Annotated in this window: 15 protein-coding genes; 8 read left to right on the plus strand and 7 right to left on the minus strand. The window is 47.2% G+C overall.

Annotation, left to right across the window (positions count from 1 at the left end; all coding sequences use genetic code 11):
* Positions 1-158 precede the first annotated feature (158 nt).
* Positions 159-1,712: a phospholipase D family protein gene (locus MHM93_RS13925; RefSeq protein ID WP_239449472.1), complete on the minus strand. Its 1,554-nt coding sequence runs from the start codon at positions 1,710-1,712 to the stop codon at positions 159-161.
* Between the two features lie 90 nt (positions 1,713-1,802).
* Complete coding sequence (locus MHM93_RS13930) at positions 1,803-1,997, minus strand: (2Fe-2S)-binding protein (protein ID WP_022944621.1); 195 nt, start codon at positions 1,995-1,997, stop codon at positions 1,803-1,805.
* Positions 1,998-2,372: 375 nt separating this feature from the next.
* On the opposite strand from MHM93_RS13930, the gene betI reads away from it, so the two are divergent.
* The 5 genes from betI to MHM93_RS13955 all read left to right on the plus strand — a co-directional run bounded on the left by betI (position 2,373) and on the right by MHM93_RS13955 (position 8,167).
* Positions 2,373-2,972: a transcriptional regulator BetI gene (gene betI, locus MHM93_RS13935; protein WP_138509652.1), complete on the plus strand. Its 600-nt coding sequence runs from the start codon at positions 2,373-2,375 to the stop codon at positions 2,970-2,972.
* Positions 2,973-4,436 (plus strand): betaine-aldehyde dehydrogenase, encoded by a 1,464-nt coding sequence (betB, locus tag MHM93_RS13940; RefSeq protein WP_239449473.1) that lies wholly within the window; start codon positions 2,973-2,975, stop codon positions 4,434-4,436.
* Positions 4,437-4,448: 12 nt separating this feature from the next.
* Positions 4,449-6,116 (plus strand): choline dehydrogenase, encoded by a 1,668-nt coding sequence (gene betA, locus MHM93_RS13945; RefSeq protein ID WP_239449474.1) that lies wholly within the window; start codon positions 4,449-4,451, stop codon positions 6,114-6,116.
* A 123-nt stretch (positions 6,117-6,239) separates the two neighbouring features.
* On the plus strand, positions 6,240-7,457 hold the full coding sequence (locus tag MHM93_RS13950) for a BCCT family transporter (protein WP_239449475.1): 1,218 nt from the start codon (positions 6,240-6,242) through the stop codon (positions 7,455-7,457).
* 8 nt (positions 7,458-7,465) lie between these two features.
* Positions 7,466-8,167 carry a TorF family putative porin gene (locus MHM93_RS13955; RefSeq protein ID WP_275444260.1) on the plus strand — a complete coding sequence of 234 codons (702 nt, stop codon included), beginning with the start codon at positions 7,466-7,468 and terminating at the stop codon, positions 8,165-8,167.
* Between the two features lie 29 nt (positions 8,168-8,196).
* Here MHM93_RS13955 and MHM93_RS13960 read toward each other — a convergent pair whose 3' ends face one another.
* Positions 8,197-8,727: an isochorismatase family protein gene (locus MHM93_RS13960; protein ID WP_239449476.1), complete on the minus strand. Its 531-nt coding sequence runs from the start codon at positions 8,725-8,727 to the stop codon at positions 8,197-8,199.
* Between the two features lie 240 nt (positions 8,728-8,967).
* Between MHM93_RS13960 and MHM93_RS13965 the strand changes: the two genes are divergently transcribed.
* Positions 8,968-13,482 carry an EAL domain-containing protein gene (locus MHM93_RS13965; protein WP_239449477.1) on the plus strand — a complete coding sequence of 1,505 codons (4,515 nt, stop codon included), beginning with the start codon at positions 8,968-8,970 and terminating at the stop codon, positions 13,480-13,482.
* Positions 13,483-13,515: 33 nt separating this feature from the next.
* Here the strand turns inward: MHM93_RS13965 and MHM93_RS13970 are convergent, their stop codons facing one another.
* Both MHM93_RS13970 and MHM93_RS13975 read right to left on the minus strand, forming a co-directional pair.
* Entirely contained in the window at positions 13,516-16,257 is a 2,742-nt protein-coding gene (locus MHM93_RS13970; RefSeq protein ID WP_239449478.1) for an ATP-binding protein, read from the minus strand.
* An 81-nt stretch (positions 16,258-16,338) separates the two neighbouring features.
* A complete protein-coding gene (locus MHM93_RS13975; RefSeq protein WP_045979060.1) occupies positions 16,339-17,256 on the minus strand; it encodes a cation diffusion facilitator family transporter in 918 nt (305 codons plus the stop codon).
* A 347-nt stretch (positions 17,257-17,603) separates the two neighbouring features.
* Between MHM93_RS13975 and MHM93_RS13980 the strand changes: the two genes are divergently transcribed.
* Both MHM93_RS13980 and MHM93_RS13985 read left to right on the plus strand, forming a co-directional pair.
* Positions 17,604-18,038 (plus strand): hypothetical protein, encoded by a 435-nt coding sequence (locus tag MHM93_RS13980; protein ID WP_022944611.1) that lies wholly within the window; start codon positions 17,604-17,606, stop codon positions 18,036-18,038.
* A 118-nt stretch (positions 18,039-18,156) separates the two neighbouring features.
* A complete protein-coding gene (locus MHM93_RS13985) occupies positions 18,157-19,008 on the plus strand; it encodes a patatin family protein (protein ID WP_343224174.1) in 852 nt (283 codons plus the stop codon).
* A gap of 11 nt (positions 19,009-19,019) precedes the next feature.
* Here the strand turns inward: MHM93_RS13985 and MHM93_RS13990 are convergent, their stop codons facing one another.
* Positions 19,020-20,645: a methyl-accepting chemotaxis protein gene (locus MHM93_RS13990; RefSeq protein ID WP_239449480.1), complete on the minus strand. Its 1,626-nt coding sequence runs from the start codon at positions 20,643-20,645 to the stop codon at positions 19,020-19,022.
* A 214-nt stretch (positions 20,646-20,859) separates the two neighbouring features.
* The gene (locus tag MHM93_RS13995; protein ID WP_239449481.1) at positions 20,860-21,213 is read right to left on the minus strand and encodes a 2OG-Fe(II) oxygenase; all 354 of its coding nucleotides are present in this window, start codon (positions 21,211-21,213) and stop codon (positions 20,860-20,862) included.
* Between the last annotated feature and the right edge of the window lie 102 nt (positions 21,214-21,315).

Consider the following 21,315-nt stretch of genomic DNA (forward strand, 5'->3'; position numbering starts at 1 on the left):
GCGAGGGAATAATCTCGTTGAGTTCGTTTGCTATTTGATTTCATTACACTCTCCAAATTAAGTTTGAAAAGTGTCAACGCTATTTAGGACGGGTCACTTCATTAAAAAAAGCCGCTTAGTTGCGGCTTTTTTATTTAAGTGTGGCCAACATAGCTGCGCTATAGAACATCTTCTATCGGCAATAAAGACATAAGCCATACTTTAAAACGCAACCATGCACTGGTATCAGGCTCAGTGGTCAATCGCTGTTGGTTCTTTCTGTCTTGCCACACAATATCGCCCTGCTCATCTAGGCTTAGCTGCCACGCATATTTAGGCATTTCCGTTGTGATCCATCGACTTAATAAGCGATTCATACGCTCGGAGTGAATCAACAACCCTTGCTCTGTGTTTAAATTAAACGAGCGCGGGTCTAGATTTAGCGAACCTACAAATATTTTGTCATCATCCATGGTCATGCTTTTGGCGTGCAAGCTGGCAGTGGAAGAGCCACGAAACCCTTTACGTTTCGGTTGCTGCGCGGCTAAGTCCAGATTACGCTTAAGCTCCCATAATTCGACGCCCATAGCCAACAGCTGCTGGCGATAGTCGGCATACCCAGCATGCACAACCGGCACATCGGTAGCGGCAAGCGAGTTGGTGAGAACAGTCACAGCGACCCCCTGCTCACGCCATTTCTTAATAAGCTCTAACCCTTTATCTTTGGGAATGAAATAAGGGGAGATAATGTTCACGCGCTGGCGAGGCTCCCCCATAGCTGCAAACAGCTTCGGTGCCATGTGCGTACTGTTATTACGGCTATCGGTTAACAGCTTATTAGGGTCATCCACATACAACTGCGCTTCTGCCCAGTCCATAGACAGCTTACCCTTAACCAATGTTTGTACTAAAGTGGACTCTTTGAGCCTTTGAATATAGGGGCTTTCGTTGTGAAATGCGGTGCTAACGTAACGACTTAGGCGACTTGATAACTGCGCCAAATCTTGGCTGTCAGCACTGCCAGACAATTCATTGATATCCTCAGCGAGTGGATGATTCCAATATAAATCGAAAGCCATGGTTGCCTTATCAACGATTGGGCCGACACCCAAGACGTCAAAATCAACAAATTGTGAGTTATGATCACCGGAAAAATAGGCGTTGCCGATGTTTCGCCCACCAGTAATGAAGAGCTCGCTGTCAACGATAAAGCTTTTATTGTGCATACGCCGCGATACACGGGAATAATCAGTGATAAAACTCAAGAACCGCAATCGCCTGTGATTCAAAGGATTAAACAGTCTCACTTCAACGTTGTTATGCACCGCCAAAGCACTTAAATCTTGCTCTAAGTTCGCTTGAGATAGGTCATCAAGTAACAGGCGAACTCGCACGCCACGCTCGGCAGCACGCAATAAATAGGCACTCAACAGCTGTGAGGTTTCTTCGCGATGATACAAGTAGTACTGTAAATCGACAGAGTATTGTGCTGTCTCTATCAGCGCAATACGCGCAGCAAAGGCATCCAGGCCATCAATCAAGGGATAAAACCCCGACAATTCAGGGCTGGGCTGTTCGTCTATAACATTCGATATCAAAGCTGTTCCCTTCGCAGGCATGGAATAACTGGCATTGTCTAAGTTGTGCACGTTATACGCTTTAGGGGCTACGCAACCGGCAAGAACCACCACGGCAAAGACAAGTAATAAACGCGCGTTGATAAGGGCATCCATTGTGATTACCTAAGCAACGTAGTCTATCGTTACTATAACAAATTCAGGGGGATATAAAAGGAGGTAGGAGGTCACACGTCGCTATGGGGATTAAGCGACGTCGTCAGTCACATCAACAATATCAATCAGCTTTTGGTTAAGGATTTTTTTGGTGCAATTGCAGCATTTGCCACACTGCGAACCAACCTTTAATTCTTTTGTAAGATCGCGCATTGAGCGGGCTCCATCATCAATCGCCTGCTCAATTTTTTTGTCTGATACACCATGACATAAACAGATATACACGAATACAAACCACTCTCAATTGCGTTATTGGCTTTAGTTTAATCTAAACAAAAATAGTTATCAATAAAAAATTGTTGCTGTTTTATTGCGCTATCTACACTTTGCTAACAAGCAATTAGACATCTAATCATTGGTGCTGATAAAAAAATTTTCTATCTCTATTCTCGAGCTGTACCCGCCACCAAAAAAGCACGTTGATATACCTATAACTCAATGTTTTAAATTGATATTTCTAAATTCACCGACCAGTGAAAATTTGCCTCCTAGTCAACATAGATCTTTGCCTACGTTTTGATCTGAACAAACTCTGAAGCTTGATCATTTCAGCTCAAACTATTAATCTTTATTTTAATTGAACGGTCAATTAATAAAAATATGCCTAAAGTCGGAATGGAACCTGTGCGGCGTCAACAGTTAATCGACGCCACTTTAAACTCAGTTGCTGAGCTTGGCTTACATGCCACCACCATCAACAGCATTAGCAAACGTGCCGGATTATCTTCGGGCATCATTAGCCATTACTTTGGTGGTAAACAAGGTTTGATTGAAGCAACGGTGCGTTACTTATTAACCCAGCTGAAAATTAACTTGCTGGCGAAGACCACCGCTGACAACACGCTCAGTCCACGAGAGCGACTAAACTTAATCGTTGAGTCAAACTTTGCCCCCGTACAGCAACAGCATGATAGTACCCGAACTTGGCTGAGCTTTTGGGCGCAGTCACTGCACGACCCTGCCCTATTCCGACTGCAGCAGGTCAACAGTCGTCGCTTACGCAGTAATTTACAGGTGTCGTTTAATACTCTGATGCCACGCGACAAAGCCAAGCAGGCCGCCGAGTTGGCCGCAGGCATGATTGACGGATTATGGCTACGCTGTGTACTCAGCCGCGGCGAAGCCGATGACTTTCATCACGCTGAGCAGTTAAGTAAAAGTTATATCGATACCCTGATAGCGCAATTTGGAGAACAGTAAATGTCTTACCCTCGCTTACAAAATTTTATTGATGGTGCCCCCATGGCCAACGCCAGTGGCGATGTGTTTGATGTCATTAACCCAGCAACTGACGAGGTCATCTATCAGGTCGAAGTGGCCGATGAGCATATCCAGCAGGCCGCCATCGACAGCGCTAAAGCTGGTTTCGCGCAGTGGTCAGCGATGCAGCCTATCGAGCGGGCCCGCATTTTGCACAAAGCGGTGGCCTTGTTACGCGAGCGTAACGATGAGCTGGCAAAAATTGAAGTATTAGATACCGGTAAACCGTGGCAAGAAGCCGAGTGCGTCGATGTAGTCACCGGTGCCGACGCCATTGAGTACTTTGCCTCATTAGCGCCCACTGTGGTCGGCCAGCAGCAAGAGGTGGCCGGCGATTTTTATTACACCCGCAAAGAGGCGTTAGGGGTGTGCGCCGGCATCGGCGCATGGAACTACCCCCTGCAAATCGCGTGCTGGAAATCTGCACCGGCCTTGGCCGCAGGTAACGCCATGATTTTTAAGCCTTCGGAAGAAACCCCGAAAGGCGCCAACATGTTAGCGGAAATTTTCATTGAAGCCGGCGTACCAGCAGGCGTTTTCAATGTCGTCCATGGCGCCGCCGAGGTGGGTCAGTGGCTTACAACCCACCCAGAAATCGAGAAGGTCTCTTTCACCGGCGAAGTGGGCACAGGTAAAAAAGTAATGCAAAGCGCCGCTAGCAACTTAAAAGACGTCACCATGGAGCTCGGCGGTAAATCGCCACTGTTGGTATTTGATGATGCCGATATTAGCGAAGCGGTCAGTGCCGCGATGCTTGGCAACTTCTACACCCAAGGTGAAGTGTGCACCAACTGTACTCGCGTGTTTGTGCAGCGTGGTGTTTATGAGCAATTTATGAGTGAACTGCTCGAGCGCACACAAAAGAATATTATTGCTGGCGATCCGTTAGACCCTGAAGTGAACTTAGGCGCACTGATCTCGAAAAAGCATCAACAGCTCGTGCTTGAGTACATTGACAAGGGTAAACAAGAAGGGGCTACCGTTGCCATCGGCGGTCACGCACTGACCCCAACAAGTGCGCCGCAAGGCTATTTTGTTGCCCCAACCGTGTTTACCGATTGCGATGACAACATGACTATTTGTCGCGAAGAAATCTTTGGTCCGGTTATGAGCGTATTAGTGTTTGATGACGAGCAAGAAGTCATTGAGCGTGCCAATAACACGCCTATGGGCCTGGCCGCTGGCGTAATGAGCCAAGATCTACGCCGCGCCCACCGTGTGATCCACCAGCTTGAAGCCGGTATTTGTTGGATTAATGCTTATGGCGCCTCCCCGGCAGAGATGCCTGTCGGCGGCTATAAGCTATCGGGCATCGGCCGCGAAAACGGCTTAGAGGCTATCAACCAATATCTGCAAACGAAATCGGTGTACGTGGGTATGAACCAACTTGAGAGCCCGTTTTAAGGAGGTGTCATCATGAACAGCGAATTTGATTATATTATCGTTGGCGCTGGTTCAGCGGGTTGTGTACTGGCAAACCGCCTGAGTGCCGATAATAACAACCGGGTGTTGTTACTTGAGACCGGCGGCAGTGATAAAAGTATTTTTATTCAAATGCCTACGGCGCTTTCGATCCCTATGAATACCAGCAAATATGCTTGGCAATTCCACACTGAGGCAGAGCCGTATTTAGACAATCGCAAAATGCATTGTCCTCGCGGCAAAGTACTCGGCGGTTCATCGTCTATCAACGGCATGGTGTATGTGCGCGGTCACGCCAAAGACTTTGACGAATGGCAACAACACGGTGCACAAGGCTGGAGCTATCAGGACTGCTTACCCTATTTCAAAAAGGCCGAGCAATGGTACCTCGGCGGTGACAGCTATCGTGGTGGCGATGGTCCATTAGGCGTGAATAACGGCAACGATATGAAAAACCCGTTGTATAAAGCCTTTGTTGATGCCGGTCAGCAAGCAGGCTATGCCTTTAGCAAAGATTATAATGGTGCACAGCAAGAGGGCTTTGGCCCTATGCACATGACCGTAAAAGACGGCAAACGTTGTTCGGCGGCGCGTGCCTATCTGGATCCGGTCAAAGAGCGTAGCAATCTCACCATCGTCACTCATGCGAAAGCGCAAAAAGTGTTACTAGAGGGCAAGCAAGCTCGTGGTATTCAGTATCGCGTTGGTGGCAAAGTTCATAAAGCCATGGCCAACAAAGAAGTGATTTTAAGTGCCGGGCCCATTGGCTCTCCACACTTGTTGCAGTTGTCTGGCATCGGTGACAAAACCCATTTAGACAATGCTGGCATTCACTGTACACACCATTTACCCGGTGTAGGTCAGAACCTGCAAGATCACTTGGAGTTTTATTTCCAATTTAAGTGTAAGCAACCTATTACCCTCAATGGCAAGCTTGGGCTGTTTTCAAAAGCCATGATTGGGGCCCGTTGGTTATTATTCAAAGATGGCTTAGGGGCGACCAACCACTTTGAATCTTGTGGCTTTATTCGCTCCAAAGAAGGGGTTGAGTGGCCTGACTTACAGTATCACTTTTTACCTGCGGCGATTCGTTACGATGGCAAGAGCGCCTTCGCTGGCCATGGCTTCCAAGTCCATATTGGTCACAATAAGCCGAAAAGTCGCGGTCATGTGTTGGTTAAAAACAGCGACCCTGACTGTGCGCCAAAAATTCAATTTAATTACCTTCAACACCCAGACGATATCGAAGGCTTTCGTGCCTGCGTGCGCCTAACGCGCGAAATTATCAATCAAAATGCACTTGATGCATTTCGCGATGAGGAAATTCAACCGGGTACAGACGTGCAAACCGATGAGCAAATTGATGCCTTTGTGCGCCAAGCCGTTGAAAGTGCTTATCACCCTTCTTGCTCGTGCAAAATGGGTGAAGATGAGATGGCCGTGGTTGATAGTCAGGCAAAAGTACATGGTGTTGAGGGTCTGCGTGTGGTTGACTCCTCAATTTTCCCGACCATTCCTAATGGCAACTTAAATGCGCCCACCATTATGGTAGCGGAAAAGGCAGCCGACCATATTTTAGGAAATACTCCGCTTACGTCGCAACATGTTGAAGTGGTCAACGACCCGCAATGGCAGCAGCGACAGCGTAGCCAAACTCTGTAACTAATACGATTTCACATGGCTTTCTTGGTGCAGCTCAATAGCTGCGCCTTGGGCGCCTTATATTTTAAAAACAAAAAAATGGAGAAAATATGAACTATTTCTACTTATATTGGGAGGGTGATAATGACTTTATGGCTTAGTGCTGGCATTTTATTTACCCTACTTGCTATCGTCTTTATCTTGGCGAAGTGGGGGAATGTGCAGTGCGTGGGTGTCACCCCAGTACGAACCTTCACCTTTATTGCTATCTTGTTCACCTCCGGCCTGGATGTGGGACTGATCATGTTCCCATTGACCGAGTTTGGCGGTTATGCAGACATAAACGCAAGCCCAGAATATGCATTCACTAACCCGCTCGCCATTGAGTTTGGTTTTTGGGGCTTTTTCATCTGGAGTTTTTACTTCCTCACCTGCTTTTATTTCTGCGTAATTGAGCCCAAAGTAAAGTTCTTTGAGATCCCTTGGGTGAAGTTTATTAATAACGTGGTGATTATTGGCACTTGTGCCTTTACCGCTTCATTATTGTTGGCCAACTTACCATGGTATTTGCCTAGCATCGGTGATGGCGAGAGCATCATTCCGTTATTTTACCTCATTGTATTTGCCGCTATTGCCTTTTCGGTTTACTCCAGTACCGACATTAAATATGTACGTGTATTGAGTGTATCCACGACGTGGGTTTTTATTGGTCTTATCGCCTTTATGTGGGGCAGCGCCTTCTTATGGGGTGATAGCGCCATGGGTGAGTACGCTCAGTCAGTGGCCATGCTGGGAGGCTATTTCGGCAACATCCACGAATTTATCTTCCCTATCAATGATTATCACGCCTTCTACCTGTTTTGGTGGTTCGCATGGAGCATCATGATTGGCCAATTCACCGCCCGCTTTGTCGGTGGTCTTAAAACCTATCAGGTGCTAGCAGCGATGTTGATCTTCCCCTCTATTCCAATTGCGCTGTGGTTTGCGGTGTTACACCACTATCACGACGCCGGGCTAGATACGACGGGTATCCGTAACTTCGCCATGGTGTTTGTCGGCATTATCTTCGTGATCAATTCGTTGGACTCATTAATCCGTCTTTATAGTGACAACCTCAATCTGACGACTAAACGTCTGGGTAAATGGCGTTACATGGGCTTTCATTTTCTAGCCTTAGCAGCGCTGACACTGTTGTTTACTTTTGACTTCTTACAAATCCAATGGGTCGGTGCCTTAGTAATTGGTCTATTCTTTAGTTGTTTAGGCTACATTTTTTACACCAAATTCAAAACCGTGAGCAACATTGATAGCTCACCAAAAGAAAACCGTCTTGATTATAAAAAAATAGAATCCGTACATTAGGAGCAATGATGAGAAAAACAATTTACTCTTTAAGCGCAATCTCGTTGATGATGGCCTCACAGGTCGCATTGGCTGATTGGTCAGCAACAATTACTGGTGCTAGCGACTACACCTTTAATGGTGTAAGCCAAACTGAAAACGACCCCGCGCTGCAAGGGAGCATTGATTACGCTGCCGATAACGGTTTCTACGCCGGCAGCTGGGCGTCAAACGTCGACTTTGCCGATGGCACTGACTTAGAATGGGATTTCTACGTCGGCCAATTTCGCCAGTTGAACAACCAGCTGTCTATGGATTATGGTATCGCTTATTACAGTTATCACGGCGCGTCTAGCTCCAGTGACGGTAACTATTTTGAAGCCTACACCAAATTTGCTTATGACTCGCAACTGGGTACTACCGAGGCCAACTTCTGGTACACCTGGGATTACTTTGGCACCGATGCTGGCCATGTTATCTCCATGCTAGCTCATAACTATGCACTGGCAGAGGGTCATAACTTGCGCTTAAGCGTAGACGCTTCAAACTCGCTAGATGGCGATAAGTTCGCGTGGCAAGCGGATGGCAAATCCTACATACATTACCGTCTCGCCTATCAAACCTCCTATTCAGGCTTTGATTTCGAGTTGGCGGCAGAAGATACCAACCTTGATAGCGAATACGCTGATGAGCGCTTGGTACTGTCAGTGAGCAAAACGTTCTCACTGTAAATCCCCACAATGGGCGCCGACCATGGCGCCTATTTTATTAACGCTAAAACCTCTTTAAATTGCGGATGCTCGCAACTATGCATCCATCCGAATATAGCCGTCTCTGCAGAGTATACCTGCACGCCAGCTTGGCGCAGTTGCAAAAGCGCCCATTGTTTATTTTCTTGTTTTCGTGAACACACCGCATCGGCTATCACACTCACTGTGTAGCCCTTGGCCAATAAATCCATTGCCGTGAAGTAAACACAGACATGACTTTCCATACCACACAAATAGACGTGCTGATGCGAGCCTAATGCTTGCTCAAAATCTTTATGCTGGGCGGCACTGAACGTTGTTTTGGTAATATAGTTGGCGTTCCCTATTTTAAGTTGTGCATCGGTTGGCCCAAGGCCTTCAGGGTATTGCTCTGTCACCACACGATGAATATCAAGGCAGTGACTGGCGATAAGTAGCAACTGCACCTGAGCACGTATATCGGTGTACTCGCTCATAGCGGGTGCTAACTTAGCCTGCATATCAACAACCACTAAGATTGCATTTTGTGCATTATTGTTCATTAAATGCTCCATTTTGTTCCTTTGTGTATGACGAAATTCATCATAAGGTGTGGTTTTTTCAAAGTAAAATTATAAAGATATAGTGACGAACCAAGGTTCTATGCTAAATTTATGTATTATTGTTAACGATTAGTTGATGCCTAAATGCCCTGAGGGATTTAAGGCTAATATGTTGGTTTCAACTTCAATTGGGGTCAGCCATTGCGTCGTCTACATAGCGCATGTATTACTGTGCTTTTCATGCTTTTGCATTTATTTTCTGTTCCCTCACAGGCGCATGTCAACGATGCTGGATACGGCTATCAGCTCCAACGTTTATCCACTAATGAGGGCTTGGCTCAGGGCTCGGTTAGTGCCATAGCCCAAGACGATTTCGGCTATATGTGGTTCGCTACAGGGCGTGGTTTAAATCGCTACGACGGCTATAAGGTGACACTTTTTGAGAGCCAACACTCGGCGCTAAGTAGTGACTTTATTTTGACCATGCTTAAACTAGCAAATGGCAAACTACTCGTGTCGACGCAATTCAGCGGCGTGTACTTGGTCGACCCGGCCACGCTTACTTCCGAGCAAATCATTGCCAACGCCCTTAGTGAACACAAAATAGACTATGTTGCCGTCTCTGCCATCGCTCAAGATCCCCTGAACCCTGAGCGTGTTTGGCTTGGCTTAAATCACCATATTTTCAGTCTCGATTTAACCGATAACTCACTCACTCATGCCTTTAGTATTGCCAATGAAACCCATATCATCCGCACCTTGCTGCCACACCAAGATGGGCTTTATGTCGGTGCATCCAATGGCCTTTACCATTATCAACAAGGCCGAGTGAAGCAAATTAACTACCTGCCCGAGAGCGAAGCGCCGAGCGGCGATCAGCAAAACGTGAAACTGTTACGCTTTGACAGTGAATTTGGCCTGATGATCGGCACAGTTGAAGGCTTGTACAGCATGAGCCTCTCAAACCCCAACACATTTAAAACATTATTGCCAAGCTACAACATATGGGGCCTCCAACGTTATGGGCTTTATGACTTTATCGCCACAGATGAGGGCTTAAAACAATTTAATCGGCAATCTTTGCGCGCACAAACACTGGTCCAATTTAGTAAATCGCGTTTTGCCGTCAGCGATAACAGTATCCAGGTACTCTTTCGTGATAAAGGTGGCATGTTGTGGCTTAGCTCTCGCTCCCAAGGAGTCTACTCATGGTCGCCGCTGTCTATGCGTTTTCGCCAGCGAACGCTTCCTAGCGGCCAATATAAACATGGGCATATCGCTTGGGGAATGTATGAGCAGGCCGATGGTACATTGTGGGTGGGCAGCGATAACGGCCTCAATCGCCTCAGTGCCGATGGTGAGAGTGAGGCCTACTTGGTCAACAAGGACGATAAGCTCGCCATTGGCCAACAAACTATCTATCGTATCTCACCAGCGACACATCAACCAGACTCGCTATGGTTAGATTCGAGCTATGGCAGTGAGCTATTTAATACTAAAACCAACACTCTGACACACCCGTTAGAAAAAGCAGATAGACCACAAAGCTTCGACCCCCAGAGTTACTATGGCGGGCTTGTGCAGTTACCTGACAACCGGGCGTTTTTCATCGCCCCCAGTGGCTTTTATATGTATGACCCTGAGGCCAACCGCATTACCGATGTGCCAGCACTAAATCGTGCGCTTTTGCCTGATTTAGCCACGCACTTTCTATCGCCGCTGCCTAATCATCCGAACGACCCACTGCTCAGCCATAGCGGTACACTTTATCGCTATGACACCTCGCGCCAACAAGTTGAGGTGGTTTATGAATCCGCCAATACGAATCCACAGCACTTTAATTATATTGATGGTTGGACGGTCGATCAGAATAACTCCTTGTGGTTGAGCATCGATAACGAGGGCTTAGTTGCTCTTGATATGGAAACACTTGAGGTTCGCGCCCGAATAGGCCTTGAACAAGGGTTAAAGAACCTTGGCGTGTATACGCCGGTGGTGGATGATTTAGGTTACTTGTGGTTTGGCTCCAACAATGGCTTGTATCGATTAAATATAAATTCTGAACACGTGCGCTATTTCACCGTAGAAGATGGCCTATCCGCATCGGAGTTTAACGCCTTCGCGGTACTTAAGCGAGGCAACGGCGAGCTAGTATTTGGTACCGTAAAAGGGTTATTGGAAATAGACCCGACAGACTTCGTCTCTGGCAACACCCAGTATATTGCACCACCACCGCAAATCACCAATATTGATTTATTGTCTCGTTCAATCGATTACTCCCCTATCAGTTATATTGATAAGCCGCTGCAGTTACAGCACGACGACCTCGGGCTGACAATATCCTTTTCTAGTTTTAACTTTTTACACCGTAGCCAAGTGCGCTACCGCATTAGTTTATCGGGTGCCAGCGACTTTACTTATAACGATTACAAAGACAACACCTTACAGTTTGCTAAACTCAACCCCGGGCGCCATGAACTAAGCATTCGTGCTTTCGACCCTGTCTCCGGCAAGTACTCACGAGAGGCGCGTCTTATTGTTAATGTGGCCTACGCGCCATGGCGTTCGCCGCTTGCAAAAACCATGTATGCCTTACTCGCCATTGCGATTATTGGCGCTTGGCTGATGTACTTACGCGCACAACAACGCAAACTACGTGACGCCCACAGTGTGGCGGTCAACTCGCAACAGCAAACCAACCTAGCTCTGCAAAGCAGTAACAGCGGTGTGTGGCACTACTATGTATCTGAGCGCCAATTTGCGCAGCGGCGTCTAAGCGACGAGCTCGGTTATGCTAACAGTTTTTTGAGCTGCTCATTTGAGCAACATGCCGAACTTATTCATCCTCATGATGTGGAGCGCTATCGTACCCAGTGGAAACGCTTTTTAAGGCAAGGAGAGCAAGGCACTTGGGAGTGCACCTATCGCATTGCTCACAGCAGTGGTGAATGGCTGTGGTATCACGAAGTTGGGCGCATTACCGAATGCGACTTACAGGGTCATGCGCGAGTAGTATCAGGCATCTATACCAATATCACCGACGCGAAGGCCTCAGCGCAGCAAGCCACAGTATTAGGTGAAGCCATCAGCCAGATCAGCGATTGGTTACTGATTTTAGATGAGCATATGCAGCCGTTCTCCGCCAATCATAGTTTCCTGCAAGCCTTTGCCAGCCAGCAAGCGCCACAACTTAATATTCAGCCATTTGTGCGTGCTCTAGGTAAACACAAATATAAGAAGTACATGAGTATCATCGGCCGTCTAAAAGCGGGGCAGAACTGGCGCTGTGAAGAACAGATCCGCACCAAGCATAACCGCCACCATCCGGTGCAAATAAGCGTCACTGCGGTGTGCCGTGATAATAACGACAACCGTGATGAGGTGAGCTACTACGTCATCGTGATCACCGATTTGACCGAGCAAAAGCGTGCTGAAGACGAGTTACGCTACTTAGCCAATTATGACCCCTTAACCGGGTTACCGAATCGCACTATGATGCGCTCAAGAATATCCGAAGCAATTGATTATGCGAAAGAAAATGCCTCACTTTTGGCACTATTATTTATTGATTTGGACAAATTTAAGCCGGTTAATGATTCGTTTGGCCATGCCGTTGGTGACCAAGTGCTGTGCTGCATTTGTGAGCGCATCAGCGAACAGTTAGACGACAATGCGCTGCTCGCGCGTCAAAGTGGTGATGAGTTCTTGTTACTTATAGAACATGTCCATTCGCCACAGATGCTCAGTGAATTTGCTGAGCACTTAGCCAAGGTGTTAGAGCAACCCATAAAAATTGGTAATATTACTATCAATATCTCTGTCAGTGTGGGGATTGCTCTATCTCCTTTCGATGCGGATAACGCCGAAGATCTTATTCGTAATGCCGATATGGCGATGATCCATGCCAAGAATGCGGGCCGTAATGGCTATAAGTTCTTCACCGAACAAATGAACAACCGCATTACCCACAAGTTAATGCTAGAAAATGCGTTACAAGATGCCTATCGCGATGAGGTGTTACTTAACCACTACCAGCCCATTGTGCATGACTTCCAAAAACGTATTGTAGGTGTGGAGCTACTGCTGCGCTGGCCACATGAAGGCACTTTTATCTCTCCGGGAGAGTTTATCCCCATCGCCGAGGAAATAGGCTTAATCGATGCCATTACCGAGCAAGCACTACACAGAGCCCTGCGCGATTTAAAGCCTTGGTTTGAGAGCTCTGATGATTTCTATTTATCTTTGAACCTGTCGCCTATTCATATCTTAAAGTCGAACTTAAGCGACCGCCTACAAGATATATTGGCACTTCACCATGTTAGCCCCACACAGCTTCGCTTGGAGATCACCGAAAATACGCTACTCGAGGATAAAACCAAAGCGGCAGAGCAACTTAACCGCTTGCACAGCGCCGGATTCAAACTTTTCCTTGATGACTTTGGCACTGGTTTCTCATCACTGACCTATTTGAGTCAATTCCCTATTGATGTCATTAAGATAGACCAAAGCTTTGTACGACAAATTGGGGTAAACCCAACCAATGAATCCATAATTCGCACCATTCACAACTTGGCGCGTAGCCTTGGCTTATACTGTATCGCCGAGGGGGTGGAGACCAGAGAGCAAATCTTTTTCCTCAATAAGTTAGGGTGTCACCATTTACAAGGATTCTTCTTTGCTCGACCAGTGGACGCACAAACACTGCTATCGAGTGAGTTTATCGATGGCGTGATTGATAAAACCAAGAGTTTGTAGTGCTTGAGTGTCGTCGATGCTTTGAGTTCACCCTTAATTCGTGGGAAGTTTTAACACAGCGCGAATATTGCGGTGCAACTCATGCGCTTGCAGTGGCTTGGAAACGAAGGCATTCATCCCCGCCGCTAAACAACGCTTTTTGTCCTCTTCATAGGCGTTGGCAGTAATCGCGATAACAGGCATGACGCCATATTTATGCGGCTCTTTGCGAATATGTTGGGTACATTGATATCCATCCATGTGCGGCATTTGGCAATCCATGAGCACCACATCATAGCGTTGCTGCTGGAGCATATCCAAAGCGTGTACCCCATCTTGAGCGATGGCCACCTCACAGCCCAAAGGTTCAAGCATCTTGGCAAGGACTAATTGATTTACAGCGTTGTCCTCAACCACAAGGACGTGTCGCTCAGTTAAATCTGGCGCCGAGAGTTCGCTATGTTGGTTCACCTCGATGTCATCACAGGCTGGCGCTTTGATGGTAAAACGAAAGCAGCTGCCTTCTCCTTCAGCGCTGGAAACGCAGATATCGCCGCCCATTTTTTGTACCAATGAGCGACAGATTGCCAGTCCCAGACCAGTGCCCCCGTATCGCCGAGCTGTTGACACATCAGCCTGAGTAAATTCCGTAAAGATACGTGCTTGCTGCTCTGCGCTCATGCCTATGCCAGTATCACGCACCGTCACCTGAAGCTCATCATCGCGGTATTGCACACTAAGGACAATCTCTCCTCGCTCGGTGAATTTTTTCGCGTTGCTTAATAAGTTGGTGATCACTTGGTTGAGTCTAAGCTCATCAACACGAATACTATAGGGCACATTCGGGGCAACATCGCACGCAAAGCGCACCTCTTTGTTGTCGTTGGCGCTATTAAATACCTGCTCTACGTGAGTGAAAAATGCCCGAGTAGCCAGTGGCTGTGCATTCAATTCCAAGGCATTGGCTTCTATTTTACTAAAATCCAGTATGTCGTTAAGAATTTGCAGTAGGTTTTGTGCACTTGCACCCAAGGTGGTTAAATACTGGCGTTGCTGGGTGCTCAGCTGCGAGTCTTGCAGCAAAATATCGGTGATCCCGAGCACACCGTTCATGGGTGTACGCAGCTCATGGCTCATGTTAGCTAAAAATTGTGACTTTGCTCGGCTGGCCTGGTTCGCCCTATGCACCGCAGTCTTAAGCTCTGCAGTTTGCTCTTGTACTTTACGCTCCAACTCTTGGTTAAAGCGCGTTAGTTGTTTGTTCAAATCGCGGTTGCGGTCATCGGATTGTGCTAACTGCTCAAAACTCTGCTGCAGTTGCACCACCAGCGAATCAAACTGTTCGTGTAGTTGCTGAACTTCATGCCACTCATTTTGGCTAAGCGGCGCCTTATTTGGCAGCATCGGGTAGCGCTGCATTACTTGGGTTAAAAAATTAAGTGGCGCAACCAATCTTTGGCTTAACTGGCGAATGAAAATCCCCGCCAGCAGCAAGAGTACCAGCGTAAGCAACAACACGTACAGCCAGGTTGAAGCGACCACAGTGTTTACATGAAGGCGGTTCATCATAGCGATGACCGTCCAACCTGTTTGGGAGCTATTAAGTGACCGGCTGTAATACAGCTCATTGTTAGCAGAGCGGTACAAAGCGCTTGAATCACCGTTAAACTCCGCTAAAGCAGGTTGCTCGAGGTGGCTTAGCACTTTGAAAGTATTTACACTGCTATACACCACGTGATTATTGGCATCCATTACCAGCAATTCCCCTTGTTGCTCAAACAAGTAGGGCCGAAAGCGACGAAAGGACTCTAATCGCAGCGAACCTTCAATCACGCCTGCAAACTGTTGTTTTTCGTATATCGGTGCCGAGATGCCAACAATGGGGTTGTCACCTAAACCACGACCGCGAAAAGCACTGGAAATATAGCCGTTAGGGTGGCTATGCGCTTGCGTGAAGTAGTCGCGGTCTGTCACATCTCGCTGCTGTGCGGAGAGCCCATCGAGAAGTGACTTGGGCCATCCCACATACGCCACCCCTTGCTGATTAATCAGCACCGTAGAAATAAAGCCAGGGTACATTTGCCCTAAATGACTAAGCTGCCAACGCTCATCAACACCTTGCGCCAAGGTATCGCGCGCCGAAACAATAGCATTTTGATGTTGTTCTAGGTAGCTATCTATTTGTTGCGAGACCCTATCTGCATGGGCGCGTAATTGTGTATTGACCTCATACTCTATACGTTCATAGTGATCGTTAACCAAAATCACGGTCGTCAACAACACCACCAATAGAATCAATACACTGACCACGTAGCTGAGGATATGTTTGAGCGAGTTTTGCCGATAGTGCCAAACTATAAAGGGTAAAAAGTAGCTTAATAGGTCAACTACAGCTAATGAAATAATGGCGTTAAGTAAATACTTGAAAATAGCAGTGGTAAGCGATAACCACGGCAACTCGACCATCCAATGACCAAAAACCACCAGCAGCGGCAAACCAATCAACAACCAAAAGACCCCACCCCATGGCAATAACGGACGCCTTAAGCGGCGACAACAAAACCAATGCAGCCATATCAACTCGAGCAAAAATGCGATACTGGGCCAAGCATGTTGCCAGCGATAAAAGATAAAAGCAGAGGCGATAGCCAAGGTGATGACACTGTAGCGTAAGCCCAAGGCAACGAGGCTCAGCAACACAAAAATTTGCCCGAATAAAAACTCGGAGCTGTCCAAAAACCATACAGGGATTAGGTGCGTCAACCCGCCAATCAGGCCGAGTAAGCAAGCCATCATGAACTTGTTGCTGCTTTGAAGTCTGGTGCGAATTGTGCTCATTTGTAGGAAAGCTTAACAACTTATAGGAACTGCATAGTCTTAGTGTTGTACACAGTGATGCGCTTGTCCATCTTCGGAGTGCGGATGGGCCTCTATTTGCAGTACGCTGTGCTCAACATTAAAGCGTTGTTTTAACATCTGTTCGGCATTGTTTCGACAGACTGCATCATGAGCCGCGACAGTACATTGATGTTTCAACACGATATGCGCGCCAACGGCGAGCTGCTTGTCAATTCGAGATACGGTTACATTGTGCACACTGTGTACGTGAGCGAGTTTAGTCATCGCCTTTTCAATAGCTTGTGCACTGGGTAGACGCCCTTCTTGATTCTGCAACCGCTTTATACACTGCACAATAAGGCGCAAACCGGTGAATAACACGAAGACGGCTATCACCATGCTAAAAAGCACATCCAATTGCTGCCACCCAGTGAGCGCGATAGTGACACCGGCCACTAAGGTACTGACGGTGGAGAGTAAATCAAAGAACGTATGGAGAAACACCGCGTATACATTAATGCTGTCTTTGCGGCCCTTGTATAACACCCATGCGGCGCATCCATGAAAGACAAAGCCGATACTTGATACCCACGCCATAATGGTGGTGTTAACGTCTTTGTGATGCCCCTCATGCATTTCAAAATACCGCTCAGAGCCAAGAAACAAAATGGTTAAGCTAATTCCCAAATACAGGCTGCCATTAATAAGTCCGCCCACTAATTCGGCTTTTTTATAGCCTTCATTAAAGTTGCGAGCCAAATGAATAGCGATAGAGGAGGCCAAAATAGCGATAAATAACGTGCTGTTGTGCACAAATAAATGACCGGCATCGGCGAACACCGCTAGAGAGTTTGCGTGATAAGCCCCTATTAGCTGGATGACCATAAAGCTACAGGTTATAGCGAGCGCAATAAGTAAGCGTTTGCGAGAAGCCTGGTGTGTGGTGATGTCGGTCATGCGCGCCGGATGATACTCGGGAATGATATATAGTCGCAATTGTACTTGTTTTGCGACTATATTACACCCGTTTTCATCACCACCCGTTGTGAATGCACAAGAACTGCTCATAAAAGAGTGATAGGCGCCACTGCCCGCTTTGGAACCAGTCACCGCTCTAATTTGCCAGTCATATCGATAACTAAATTTCCCTAAAAATCATCCATATGTAACTTTTCTGTTAAAAAATATTGAAAGTATGTTTTTTTTAGCTAATCTCAAAGTCGCGTGGCGACACAACAGGACTGAAGGATTGCTCTTGTGTGTAACCAAAACGCAAAAACACATTTATATAAGGAAATATAATTATGAAACTAGTGAAATCACTCTCTACTGTGGCCTGTGTTATCGGCCTATCTCTTGCTTCAACCTCCTCTGTATTAGCTGCGTCTTCGACCTCGGTAGTCGGCACTTGGCGCAACCATGTCAATTGGAATTGTAATACTGCGGGCTCAACGCCGATTACCGCTGCGTTATTTACAATTAATGCCGATGGCACATGGAGCTACCCATACGGAGGCGGTAACTGGTGGCAAGAAGAGGGATTGGTGATCATCTCTTTCGATAGCTACCCGACTTTGCAGTACGTGGGTAATGTGACTAAAGATGCCGTTGTTGGCATTCAAGGCTACTCCGACAATCCAGGTTCTCGCGGCTGCTTCTATTTGTTGCGTGAACAAGCGGGTAAAGCCAGCGATGTTAAACACTATGTCGATGGGAAGGATGCAGTTACCAATCGTTGATCACTTTTATGGCGGTGCCCTATACACCGCCTTTTGCCCTTACTGCCCATTGCTGCGCAAATAAAATTCATGCTAAGTTGCTGAGGTAATAAATAAAAGCGTATGCAGGGTTTTACCTATCTCCAATTCATCTCTAAGCCATGCCCTTGTTGTCGAAGGGGGCGCGATGCGTGGTATTTTTGCCACCGGCGTACTCGATACGTGGCTGCAACAACGCTACCAGCCCTTTGATATGTATTTTGGTGTGTCCGCTGGCGCAACCAATATCGCCGCTTATTTGTGCCAACAACACCAGCGCAACTATAAGGTGATCACGGATTACTCGTGCCGACCTGAATTTATTAATTACCTACGTTTTGCACGCGGTGGGCACCTGTTTGATTTGGATTGGCTATGGCAACAGACCATTGCTGATATCCGCTTAGATTTAGCGACATTTGCGAAGCAAGTAGCACCCTTTTATGTGGTGGCCACCAACATCGCCGACGGTCAAGCTGAGTATTTAAAAGCCAACGCCGATAATTTAGAAGCGATTTTAAAAGCCTCTTGTGCGCTGCCTTTGGCCTATCGTGATTACCCGCAGATTGGCGATAAGCGATATACCGATGGGGGTCTGAGCGACTCCATCCCCGTGCAACAGGCTTACTTACAAGGAGCGAAACGCATTACCGTGATTTTGTCCCAGCCGTTGGGCTATCGCAAAAAACCGAGTCGCTCACACTGGGTAACACGACGCTTACTGCGCGATACCCCGGCGCTGATCAGTGCCTCGAGCCGCCGAGCCGAGGGATATAATCAAAGCTTAGAATTTATCCATTCACCGCCGCCGGATTGCCATATCGAGGTCATTGCCCCCGAACCAGAGTTTGCTGTGGGCAGAACCACACGCGACGCCGCCAAATTACGCCACGGCTACACTCTAGGCTGTCAGCAAGGGCTAGACTATTTGCAGCGGCTAAGCATCAATTAGCGAGTGCGTATTTAGACCACAAAAGCTTTCACTTGCTGTTGCAGGCTATCAGCGAGCTGCGCCAATTCTTTACTGGCATCGGCGTTTTGCTGTGAGCTTTGCGATACGCTGGTAATGCTGTCGTTAAATTCATTAATATTTTGGCTTATCTCCGCAGCCACTGTCGTTTGCTCTTCGGTGGCTGTAGATACTTGTAAATTCATATCGGCAATGTCAGCGACCGCTTCACGAATACGGTTGATGGCGGTTGCCGATTCTTGGCTGTGATGTTCACTTTCTTTGGCGCTGTCATCGGCACTCTGCATCGCTGCCACCGCCTGGCCAGCCATATCCTGCAGCTTAGCAATCATGGTATTGATATTTTCTGTGGCCTGTTGAGTATTGTGTGCCAGTGTACGCACTTCATCAGCAACCACCGCAAAGCCACGCCCTGAATCTCCGGCGCGGGCAGCTTCAATGGCCGCATTCAGCGCTAGCAAGTTGGTCTGCTCAGCCACCCCTTGAATCATTAGCACCACTTGGTTGATCTCATTTGACTGAGCATTGAGCTCACCAATCAATTGGGCGTTTTGCGCAACAATACGAGATAAAGTGCGAATAGCCTCAAGGTTATCATCGATGGTTTGGCTGCCCTGCTCTGCCAAGCCATCAGCAGATGCAGCATGTTGCGAGGTATTTTGCGCGTTTTGAGCCACTTCTTGAATCGCTGCACTCATTTGTGTAATGGCGGTGGCTATCATCGCACTTTGTTGCTCTTGCTGGGTTGCAGTCGAGGCCACCTGCGCGCTGATCGCTTGCATTTGTTCTGACGCCGATGACAACGTCAGTGTCGCACCCGTAACGTCAGTAACCAAAGTGTGGATTCGGCTCAGCATATGGTTGAAGTGCTCAGCTGTGGTGGCTATTTCGTCTTTCCCGGTGACTTTGGCACGCAGGGTCAAATCGGCTTGCTCGGCAATGGTTTGAATAGTGCCCTGCAAGTGGCTCAAAGGCCCATGAATCGAGCGGTAGATAAACCAAGCCAATAGGGCCATAAAGGCAATGGTCAAGATGATAAAAACTAACAATAAGGTGGTGACCTGGGAAACTTGCTCATCGGCACTGTCGCGAAACCGCTGCGCTTCTGATAGCTGCAAATCGATAAGCGCCGCGTAGCTACCACTGAGTGGGTCAAAAACACTGTAAAGTTCGGCAACAAACTGCGATTGGTCCATCGCTTTAAAAGTGCCATTTTCTATGGCCCGCGTGTACACATCAATTTTCTCAGCCACCGGCGCGAGGTACTCATCCACGTCTTGGGTTAAGCGCTGCTCTTCGGGTGTGAGTTTGGTTTGTAAATAGTCCTGCCAATTTTGCTGTGCGGTGGCTTTCGCTTGCTCAATCAAAGATACAACTTGCGATTTGTCGATAACGCCAGCGCGATACTTATGCAATAGATCAACAATGTTGACCGCGTAATTATCTGACACCACTTTAATTTGCTTTAATGGCACCACCCTATCTTTATAGATACTGTCAACGCCCTCGCCAATGGTATTGAGTTGAGACATACTCAGCGCCGCTGAAATAATAAGTAATACAAGTGGAATTATGGACAAAAGAATCAGTCGCATCTTCACAGACATGGTATTGAGCATGGGACACCCTCGTAATTTAAACTAAGATTTTTGTGCCTATCCATGCACTTCATGCAACAGCAGTTGCTACTTAATTATTTTCGAAGATAAGCAAATGCGCCAATCCAGTTTAAAAATTACTGTTCTCACCCCGAGATAATATTTAAAAAACGAGTGTGATTAGCGATTCACGCTAACCCATATGTGATAAATACTATGGACGACAGCTGGTCTTTTAATGACCGCGAACCCAACCAATACTTAACAAGTAACGATTGCCTAGAGTGACTTTCGTAACTGCATGCTCACTGATATCGGGGCGAAATAACTTGATTCGTTTAGAGCTGTAAATAGGCGTTTTACAAACAAACTGACCGCCACAGCGTGCTTGTTTGAGGATAATATTAAGCCGATAATGCCTGCCTGTGGTTACTTTGTCAGTGTGCTTGGGCACCTCACAGCCTTGTGGGAATTTGAGCAAGTAGACATCGAATTTTAGCGGCCACCATGCCCTTGCCAGCAACATTTTCTCATAACCGCTTTTCTGGCGGCCTTTTTGCCATCTAAAAAGTGTATTGAACATGTGCATAACCACCTTAGGAACTCACTTTCTTTTTCAACACTCAGTTATTCACTTATTTCAATACGGCCGCCATAACTCGCAGGCGTAAAGGTGAAAAAAGTGCAAATC

It is taken from the genome of Pseudoalteromonas sp. MM17-2, assembly GCF_022347945.1.
GTDB lineage: Bacteria > Pseudomonadota > Gammaproteobacteria > Enterobacterales > Alteromonadaceae > Pseudoalteromonas > Pseudoalteromonas ruthenica.

Bases quoted from the DNA above. Each gene is read 5' to 3' on its own strand.
- MHM93_RS13925 (WP_239449472.1), bottom strand. From the start codon at position 1,712: ATGGATGCCCTTATCAACGCGCGTTTATTACTTGTCTTTGCCGTGGTG.
- betI (WP_138509652.1), top strand. From the start codon at position 2,373: ATGCCTAAAGTCGGAATGGAACCTGTGCGGCGTCAACAGTTAATCGAC.
- betB (WP_239449473.1), top strand. From the start codon at position 2,973: ATGTCTTACCCTCGCTTACAAAATTTTATTGATGGTGCCCCCATGGCC.
- betA (WP_239449474.1), top strand. From the start codon at position 4,449: ATGAACAGCGAATTTGATTATATTATCGTTGGCGCTGGTTCAGCGGGT.
- MHM93_RS13950 (WP_239449475.1), top strand. From the start codon at position 6,240: ATGACTTTATGGCTTAGTGCTGGCATTTTATTTACCCTACTTGCTATC.
- MHM93_RS13955 (WP_275444260.1), top strand. From the start codon at position 7,466: ATGAGAAAAACAATTTACTCTTTAAGCGCAATCTCGTTGATGATGGCC.
- MHM93_RS13960 (WP_239449476.1), bottom strand. From the start codon at position 8,727: ATGAACAATAATGCACAAAATGCAATCTTAGTGGTTGTTGATATGCAG.
- MHM93_RS13965 (WP_239449477.1), top strand. From the start codon at position 8,968: ATGCTTTTGCATTTATTTTCTGTTCCCTCACAGGCGCATGTCAACGAT.
- MHM93_RS13970 (WP_239449478.1), bottom strand. From the start codon at position 16,257: ATGATGGCTTGCTTACTCGGCCTGATTGGCGGGTTGACGCACCTAATC.
- MHM93_RS13975 (WP_045979060.1), bottom strand. From the start codon at position 17,256: ATGACCGACATCACCACACACCAGGCTTCTCGCAAACGCTTACTTATT.
- MHM93_RS13980 (WP_022944611.1), top strand. From the start codon at position 17,604: ATGAAACTAGTGAAATCACTCTCTACTGTGGCCTGTGTTATCGGCCTA.
- MHM93_RS13990 (WP_239449480.1), bottom strand. From the start codon at position 20,645: ATGCTCAATACCATGTCTGTGAAGATGCGACTGATTCTTTTGTCCATA.
- MHM93_RS13995 (WP_239449481.1), bottom strand. From the start codon at position 21,213: ATGCACATGTTCAATACACTTTTTAGATGGCAAAAAGGCCGCCAGAAA.